We start from the raw sequence: 8208 nt of genomic DNA, 5'->3' as shown, positions 1-8208 counted from the left end.
GAATCCAAGCCCCAAAGAGGGTGTCATTGACCCAGTCACTGCCAATCGTGCCGATGGTTTGAATGGATAAATAATAAACTGCCCACATGACCAAGACAAAAATTGGTAAAGCCAACCAGCGATTGGTCACAATCCGGTCAACTCGATCACTCATTGACATTTTAAAATCACTGGTATCTACCACACACATTTCAACTATTTTAGCAATCAAGTCATAGCGCGCATTCACGACAATGCTGTCACTGTTATCATCAAAGATTTTTTCGGTGGCCTTAATGGTCGCTTCAATTTCGCTTTGCTGCTTATCAGTCAAGTTTAAAGTAGCACTAACCGCTTCATCACGCTCAAACACTTTAATGGCGTACCAGCGTAATTCGTTTGCCGGCAAATGGCCCTTCAATTGATTTTGGATCATTGATAGCGCCGACTCTAAGCGCGGATCGTAGCCTGGATAGGCATATTGATGATCCTCAGCGTCCCGATCCTTGATCTTTTCGGTTAGCTGGCCCAGGTTCTGCTTTTTTAAAGCACTCACACTGACCACCGGCACATCCAATATGTAAGCCAATTTTTTCAAATTGATTCGCCGATGATGCTGCTTTTTGAGAATATCCATCATATTCAAAATAAGCAATAGTGGAATCCCAGTTTCCATCAACTGGAGTGTCAAATATAAATTTCGTTCCAAGTTGGTTGCATCAACCACATCTAAAATTTCACTGGGTAAATCATCCAGTAAATATTTTCGAGTGATTAACTCTTCCGAACTGTAAGGCGACAGCGAATAAATTCCCGGCAAATCCTGGACCAGGATTGACTTATCAGACTTTAATTGGCCGCTCTTTCGTTCCACCGTGACACCCGGCCAATTACCAATATGCTGATTAGACCCGGTTAAAGCATTAAATAGCGTTGTTTTACCACTGTTGGGATTGCCCACCAGTGCTAATGATGACAGTTCCATGAGCCTAGACCTCCTCAATCAACACACAACTTGCATCCCGTTTCCGCAAACTCAATTTATAGCCGCGGACCATTAATTCAATTGGATCACCCAATGGCGCGATCTGATTAACCTTAATGACCGTATTATTAGTTAAACCCATGTCCAATAATCGGCGACGCAGAGCACGATCACCGACCATCTTTCGAACAATGCCGGTTTTGCCAATCTTTAAATCAGATAACGATCGTAATTTATCCCCTGCCTGCTCCTTGACGTCCCGGACGACAATGCGTTCCGCAATATCCAAACTGATTGCCAAGCGCTGCCCTTGAAAGTAAATCATCATGCCACTTGAATCCGTTGAAAGTGAAATGACCGTTACCTTTTTACCGGAAATCATTCCCATTTCAGATAAACGTCGGACAATTGCCCGATCTCCCAAAACGTTCATAATAATGTATTCACCACGATGTTTGGTTTCAGATAAAGCTTCCATTGCCAGTCACTTCTTTCGATTTTATACTTTTGGAATATTTAAATATGTAATAAACTTCAATTTTATTGGCCTAAAATACATTAACATGGCATATATGATAATCAAATCATAGATGTAAACTTAAAAAATGTCAATATGATAAGAAAAATGAAAATAGTTCTAATTATTTGTTGAGAATGATTCTAAGTTTTCATCGTTAAAATAACGCGGTTTACCCCGACCTATAGGGAAAAATCCTAAAAATTGGTTGAATTTATTATTTTTTTCTCGTATACTCGTAGATAGTTGAGTAACCATCATGAATGGTACTCCAATAGGTATCAGTCATTTTATATTTCGTAAGTCTTCGAGTGCAGCGGGACGGTAAATGAAAATACTGCACGCCAAAGCAGTTGGCTGACATGGGCCGGTTGCTTTTTTTACATAAAAGCGCCCCACCAAATCGATAGGTTCAACTATCGAATTGGTGGGGCGCTTGTTATCCATGACCACTCTTAGGCAGATTCTTTGGTCCCTGAATCTTTTTGAACAGCCACTTTTCTTGATTTTAAATATCTAACCAGTACAATTACCAAAGCTAAACCGGAAATGGCTGTTGCAATCCAGAATACATTATAGAATGCTTGGACAAATTTATCGCCAACTGCTGGCGTAATTCGAGTAACACCCGGCAGCTGGAAGAATAACGTAGAGGAAGCAAAACTGATCCCAACTGTCATCCCTAGGGTCCTGGCAAAGGAGTTAAACGAACCGGCAATACCGGCAAACTTTTTATCAACCATGCCCATTGTCAATGCATTATTCGGTGATAGGAAAGTGGCCATCCCCATCCCGTTTAAAATAATGGGCGGTACGATTTTCAACATATCTAAATGATTCGGGAAAAACGCATAACCCACCTGAGAGAACATCAGGACAGCCAAGCCGACAACCGTCATTAGTTCCCGATTGACCCGGTCAGCTAAGAAGCCGGCAAATGGTGTCGTTACCAGCATCATAATTGATTGAAGCATAATGACCAAGCCACTGGTAAAGGGGCTCATCCCATTGTAGCTTTGAAGATAAAATGGCAATAAAATATTAGAAATGGCGTTAACCAGCATGACTAAACTCAAAGCTAAAATGGACGTCATAAAGCCACGATTTCGTAAGATTTCCGGTGCAATCCATGGTAGATTGGCTTTGTCATCTTGAATAAACGAATAGACGGTAATAGCACTACCAATCAGGAAAAAGACCAGCCCCATCAGCAGGTGATCCCGACCACTTTGAAAGAACGAGCCACTCAAGAAGAACAGGATAATCCCAATTGTAAATAAATTTTGCCCGGTCCAATTAGCACCTTTCGTAACGGCTCGGACGTGGTGCCAGGTTTCCTTTGGAATTGGCAAAAATTTAAAGCCCAGCCAAAGTACCAAGATCCCCAGCGGAATGTTGATCCAATAAATCCACCGCCAACTGGCAGCCGAAATAATGAAACCACCAATCCCCGGTCCGGAAATTGACCCGACCGAAATGAACATTGAAATCATCGCCAGCGCTTCGGCCCGTCGATTATCCGGAAAGTATTGTGTGACAATGCCCATTGAGTTAGCCATGATCATGGCCGAGCCAACCGCTTGAATCACCCGGCCAATTAAGATAACAATGAAATCGGGCGCAAAGCCGGTGATGGTTGAACCGATTAAAAAGGCCACACCACCGGCCAAAAAAACAGCATTTTTAGATAAGATATCACCAATGTGGCCAAACATGACCAGCAAAATTGCCGTCGTAATCAACCCGATTTGGACAATCCAAGTGGCGGCACTACTTGAAATGTCCATTGAAATCGCAATTTTGGGAATAGCCAGGTTGGTACTGGAGCCTGATAATGATGTCAAAAACGAGAACATTCCCAAAACGCCAATGATCGATAGATTTTTCCCCCGACTATCAGCCATTGTTAACTCCCCCTTAGCAAATTAATTGAAATTGATCAAAAGCTGTTGATTTTTTAATTTTTAATTTCATTTCCATGATGTATCAATACATTTATAACACCAACTCGACAAAAATTTGAAAATAGTGACTTCCTAATTTACTGCTAAACCAAATTAATCGTTAATATTTTTGCATCACATATATAAATGTGTTTATATGTAGGTGGAACCTCAAATGGTTATCTTTTAAAGTATAGGAGGATGATTTCGATGGCAGATTCAAATGTTGATCCTAAAGTGGATCCAAAAGAATTAAATCCAAATCACACACACAGCTTGGCTTGTGGCCACACCAAGATTCTTCATAATGGTCACATTGATTACGTAGAGGCAAATGGTCATCTACATCACAAGCACGGCGATCATTGGGATGAATGCAAGATTGAAGTATCTGACAAGAATCCCGACGCTGAAAACCATGTCGAGGGTGAATTACACAACCAATATTGCGGTCACGAACGCATTCCACACGGCGACCACTACGACTATTTAGTTAACGGTCGTTTGCAACACGTTCATGGTGATCACGTTGACGACCATGGGCCGGTTGATGTGGTTAACTAAAACGATTATAATAAAGTGATAGCTTTGGCTGATAACTGCTTCTTTGATGTCGGTTATCAGCCATTGTTTTACCTTGATCAACTTAAAGATTGGAGGTCACTTAATATGGTTACTCTCTATCGTCGTTTATTTGTCATGACCAGAGCACTTAATCACCCGGTTCGATTGCAACTCCTATACTACTTAATGGAAAATGGCAAAAGCAATGTGACACAGCTAGTGGATCAGGTTGAGGTTTCCCAGCCGGCCGTTTCACGTCATCTTAGGATCTTGGAAGACGCTCAATTAATTACCAGGGATCAGGCTGGCAAAGAACATTTTTATTCTCTTAAGGACCAGCACGTCAAAGCACTACTAGACAACCTCCGGAATCATGTCCAAGAAAAATAAGCAGGCGAATTAGTTGCACTTCATATCAAAATATGTTTATATATAAATGTAAACAGTTACAGAAGCATTCAAGGAGGTCCTTTCAATGGCAAACGATCCAAAAGCAGAAGTAAACTCAAACCATACTCATAGTCTCGCATGTGGCCACACTAAGATTTTACACGAAGGCCATATCGATTACGTTGAACCAAATGGCCATCTTCATCACAAACATGAAGATCATTGGGACGAATGTAAGATCGAAGTTACCAGTCAAAATCCCGATACTGAGGCACCAGTAAAGGGTGAACTCCATAACGAATACTGTGGGCACCAACAAATTCCTCATGGTGATCATATGGACTACCTGGTAAACGACCGACTTCAACACGTTCATGACGGTCACGTTGACGACCACGGCCCACTTGATATTATTGAATAAGCTAAAAAAATGAAGCCGAGAAACTAAATTCTCCGGCTTCATTTTTTATTGCCGCCTTAAATACAAATTTTTAACTGATTGTTTTTTAGAAAGAATTTCTTACCACTTCATCCAACCTTGATGATAGATCCCTTTAACAACCCAGATCGTATTTGAGGATCGCTGCAGGTAAGGGGCTTTCACCACCCATCCCCACGTTGTGGTATTTTCAACTTGAATTTTAGAATTTTCCAAAAGAACCATTTTTTGTTTAACTCGTAAATTTTCGGGATTCATTTGATAAACCTTCACAGGATACTTCACGTGAACCGTCCGTGGTCGATACCAATACGAGGAATAATAGCCGGGCAACCCACTGGCATGTGACGGGGTTGTGATCAGCCCTGCCGCTAACATTAATCCAACTGTTAAAAAGAACAACAACTTTCTGGCCATGTCGGATTCCTCCTTCACACTATCCTCACCTTTAACATAGTCCTGGAATGCGACAATCCTGTAAATTTGATGTAAAGGTTACGTAAAAGATCGATGACCAAGAAATTTTTTCTAAAGTTTAAGCATCCCTAGAGTCATTCACAATGATAGTCAAAGATATCCAGGCACGCACGGTAGCAACTGTCCGGATATCGTATTAATCATATTTAACTTTCACTAAACACTGTAAAACCTAATTTGATAAATCATGGTTTCCTGAAGTTAACTCTATTTTAGTGTAAGAAACACTGCTGCCCATAGTTGGCAAGTAAACGATAGCGTGCGTATTAGCAGGAACTGTGACCTTAACCGACAATTTCGAACCAGTCTTCTGATACGCAACCAAAATTGTGCCCTTAATAGTTGGCACTTTAATTGCTGCACGGCTAACTGTTCCCGGTTGCAGTTTAATCTGAAATTCTTTGAATCCAGGTTTTAGTGGTTTAATGCCAAACATGCCACTAACAATTTGAGTTATTGGTGCAGATCCCCAAGGATGTGAAAATGTCATGTTAGGTTTAAGTGAGGGGTCCCAAGCTTCCGGTGTGATTGTCGCATGAAGGTCGTTCAAAACATGTCCCCAACTTCGCAAGCCATTTGAGTTTAGTAGTTTAACCGCTTGATCACTATTATTCCCTTCATAAAGCCCTTTCAAAACAAAGTATGCATCAAAAATACTTGTGTGAAACTCATCCCCTCGATTGTCAATTACTTGCGTCAATTTATGCGTTATATCAGAATTATCAACAATCCCAAAGGCCAAAGGGAAAGCCTGAGCATGTTCGGATGCATGATCGGTATTCTCTGAGTCTCTAAATTCACCACTCTTACTGTTATAAAGTACCTTCATCATCCCTTGCTTTACATTTTCAGCGAGTGAACTATATTGTTCCTGATCCTTGGTCTTACCAAGTACGTGAGCTATTTTGGCCATGTCACTATAGGCCCCATAGCCAATCGCATTAAATACTGTATCATAATCACCAAATACATAATCGTCTCTTTCCGATTGTGGCCAATCCATCAGCACAGCGTTCATCGTACTGGAAGTTGTATTATCATTTTTAATCAACCCATTAGCATCAATTTGATTCATGAACAAATTGTTTCGGCCTTTTTTCAATTGTTCATACACTTGAATTAATAAAGACTTGTCACCCGTGTATTGATAATCGTTCCAAGCATTCATTACGGAGAAGAATCCATATTCTGCTGGCCAAGTCGGATTATTAATGCCCCAAAGTGTACTAAATCTTGGCATCGAATATTGGCTCTCAACTGCATATGATGCAAGTGAATTAATTAACGTATCACCTTCATAGACCCCACGTTCGCGAGATTGAGAATCAACCATTAGATCTTGATTTGTAGCCTTAATGGTATATTTGGAAAGACCATAGAGCTGATTAAGCCGACTATCACTTGATTCAAATGACGCCGCTTGATCGTCAAATGGTTGTCGAAGCGCTAAACCTTCTACATTATTTTTTGTTAAATCAGCTGGACAATTTGAAATCTCAACATATCGATATGTTAATAAGTCCGTATTAGCTAATGTTTGATTACCGCTTTTTAACGTCCAGTATTCATCATAGTTGTTAGTTGTTCTCATTGGATACTTAACGGCTCCCTTGGCTAACTCCTCGCCATACCGGATCTCCATTTCACTAGCATGGGGCATTCTAAGATTTTTCAGGCCAAAACTACCAATAATCTCTCTCCCAAAATCAATTAAGTAATGACCGTTACCTTTTTTAATCACTGAAGTTGGTTTGAGTACATGACGTTTAACGTTTTCAGATGGATATGAAACAAGTGACTGATCAGGCCCCAAAAATTGCCCATCATTAAACGGTGTTGTCCAGCCTCGTTGATTAGTCTTAACGGTTGGTTTATTCCAGTTCACAGGAAAGTATTTTTGATTCAAGTTTTCAGCTGCCGCTTTGTAATAGAAAGTGCCCAAATTCATCAAATCATTCTCGCCAAACGCTTTGGTGCCGTCCATTACTTGCCATCCTGAATGGGGTTGTCCACTATTAGCTAATATCTTTTTGGTACCATCCTTATAATAAATAGTTAACTGGCTCAGGAATCCTTGATCCTCATTAGCATAATTGATTGCTCCAAGCATATTTCGGCCAGCTCGTAAATACTTAGTGATATCGTAATTATTATAATAATAAGTTTTTTGATTATTTCTGGCTGGTCCCTCGCCTACAAAGTGATTATTAACGAAGTATGAATCAATAAATTGACGGCTGGTTGTATTGCTCCTACCAGTGACGCTGACAATCGCTTTTTGAATTTTTTGAGGATCCTTAATATCAATCGCTTTTCTTGCAAAGATGAAATCAGCCGGTACCTTTGTCCCCTTTTTGAGTGCCCAAATCATGTTAGTTGATTGCCAACTGGTCTTAGTTGTAAATGCCTGAGGCGTTGAAAACTGGCTAGCTTGTCCGTGATTATCTTTAACCCTGACCTGCCAATAATATAGTTGATTATTGCTAAGCCGATTAATCTTCTTAATATGCACACCATTAGAGAGACTGGCATTTACCCAGCCAGTATCAATCACTGGATTTGTCTTTGGATTTCCTTTCATTATCTGGATCTCATAAGCAGTTTGTTGACTACCATTAATTGAATCAGACATTGCCCAAGAAAATGACGGATTACTTTGCTGATCAATCCCATAGGGGTGCGTCATTAAATTTAACGTTTGCTGAAATGTTGAGACACTTGACTCTGCAGATGCCTGAACATTTATTGATATTAACCCAACAACTGAAAAAAATACCCCAAGGAAGATCGCCAAAAATCTTTTTTGCATAATTACTAATACCCCTCCCAAATCTTTTAACCAAAGAATTATTAATAGCGATAATGATAACGCTTACTTTTCAATATAAATAATATTAACGCTTTCATTTACTAA

Annotated in this window: 8 protein-coding genes; 3 read left to right on the top strand and 5 right to left on the bottom strand. The window is 40.2% G+C overall.

Annotation, left to right across the window (positions count from 1 at the left end; all coding sequences use genetic code 11):
• The 3 genes from ED605_RS13475 to ED605_RS13465 form a co-directional block, all read right to left on the bottom strand.
• On the bottom strand, positions 1-964 hold a 964-nt coding region (locus tag ED605_RS13475), incomplete at its 3' end, for a ferrous iron transporter B (protein ID WP_162919815.1).
• Positions 965-968: 4 nt separating this feature from the next.
• Complete coding sequence (locus tag ED605_RS13470; RefSeq protein ID WP_121979406.1) at positions 969-1442, bottom strand: FeoA family protein; 474 nt, start codon at positions 1440-1442, stop codon at positions 969-971.
• Between the two features lie 494 nt (positions 1443-1936).
• Positions 1937-3385 (bottom strand): MFS transporter, encoded by a 1449-nt coding sequence (locus ED605_RS13465; protein WP_121979405.1) that lies wholly within the window; start codon positions 3383-3385, stop codon positions 1937-1939.
• A 249-nt stretch (positions 3386-3634) separates the two neighbouring features.
• Between ED605_RS13465 and ED605_RS13460 the strand changes: the two genes are divergently transcribed.
• The 3 genes from ED605_RS13460 to ED605_RS13450 all read left to right on the top strand — a co-directional run bounded on the left by ED605_RS13460 (position 3635) and on the right by ED605_RS13450 (position 4799).
• A complete protein-coding gene (locus ED605_RS13460; RefSeq protein WP_191981386.1) occupies positions 3635-3988 on the top strand; it encodes a hypothetical protein in 354 nt (117 codons plus the stop codon).
• Between the two features lie 105 nt (positions 3989-4093).
• Positions 4094-4378, top strand: a complete 285-nt coding sequence (locus ED605_RS13455) for an ArsR/SmtB family transcription factor (protein WP_121979404.1) — start codon at positions 4094-4096, stop codon at positions 4376-4378.
• An 85-nt stretch (positions 4379-4463) separates the two neighbouring features.
• The gene (locus ED605_RS13450) at positions 4464-4799 is read left to right on the top strand and encodes a hypothetical protein (protein WP_121979403.1); all 336 of its coding nucleotides are present in this window, start codon (positions 4464-4466) and stop codon (positions 4797-4799) included.
• A 99-nt stretch (positions 4800-4898) separates the two neighbouring features.
• On the opposite strand, the gene ED605_RS13445 is transcribed toward ED605_RS13450, so the two are convergent.
• Entirely contained in the window at positions 4899-5234 is a 336-nt protein-coding gene (locus ED605_RS13445) for a hypothetical protein (RefSeq protein WP_121979402.1), read from the bottom strand.
• Between the two features lie 232 nt (positions 5235-5466).
• Positions 5467-8103 (bottom strand): family 78 glycoside hydrolase catalytic domain, encoded by a 2637-nt coding sequence (locus ED605_RS13440; protein WP_121979401.1) that lies wholly within the window; start codon positions 8101-8103, stop codon positions 5467-5469.
• Positions 8104-8208 lie beyond the last annotated feature (105 nt).

It is taken from the genome of Lentilactobacillus raoultii, from assembly GCF_900411375.1.
GTDB classification, from domain to species: Bacteria; Bacillota; Bacilli; order Lactobacillales; family Lactobacillaceae; genus Lentilactobacillus; species Lentilactobacillus raoultii.
Note: the sequence above shows the minus strand (reverse complement) of the source record. Positions and strands in the feature narration are given on the sequence as shown.

What these genes read in the sequence shown, in the direction of transcription:
- ED605_RS13445 (WP_121979402.1), bottom strand. Translation starts at nt 5,234, where the DNA reads ATGGCCAGAAAGTTGTTGTTCTTTTTAACAGTTGGATTAATGTTAGCG.
- ED605_RS13450 (WP_121979403.1), top strand. Translation starts at nt 4,464, where the DNA reads ATGGCAAACGATCCAAAAGCAGAAGTAAACTCAAACCATACTCATAGT.
- ED605_RS13465 (WP_121979405.1), bottom strand. Translation starts at nt 3,385, where the DNA reads ATGGCTGATAGTCGGGGGAAAAATCTATCGATCATTGGCGTTTTGGGA.
- ED605_RS13460 (WP_191981386.1), top strand. Translation starts at nt 3,635, where the DNA reads ATGGCAGATTCAAATGTTGATCCTAAAGTGGATCCAAAAGAATTAAAT.
- ED605_RS13455 (WP_121979404.1), top strand. Translation starts at nt 4,094, where the DNA reads ATGGTTACTCTCTATCGTCGTTTATTTGTCATGACCAGAGCACTTAAT.
- ED605_RS13470 (WP_121979406.1), bottom strand. Translation starts at nt 1,442, where the DNA reads ATGGAAGCTTTATCTGAAACCAAACATCGTGGTGAATACATTATTATG.
- ED605_RS13440 (WP_121979401.1), bottom strand. Translation starts at nt 8,103, where the DNA reads ATGCAAAAAAGATTTTTGGCGATCTTCCTTGGGGTATTTTTTTCAGTT.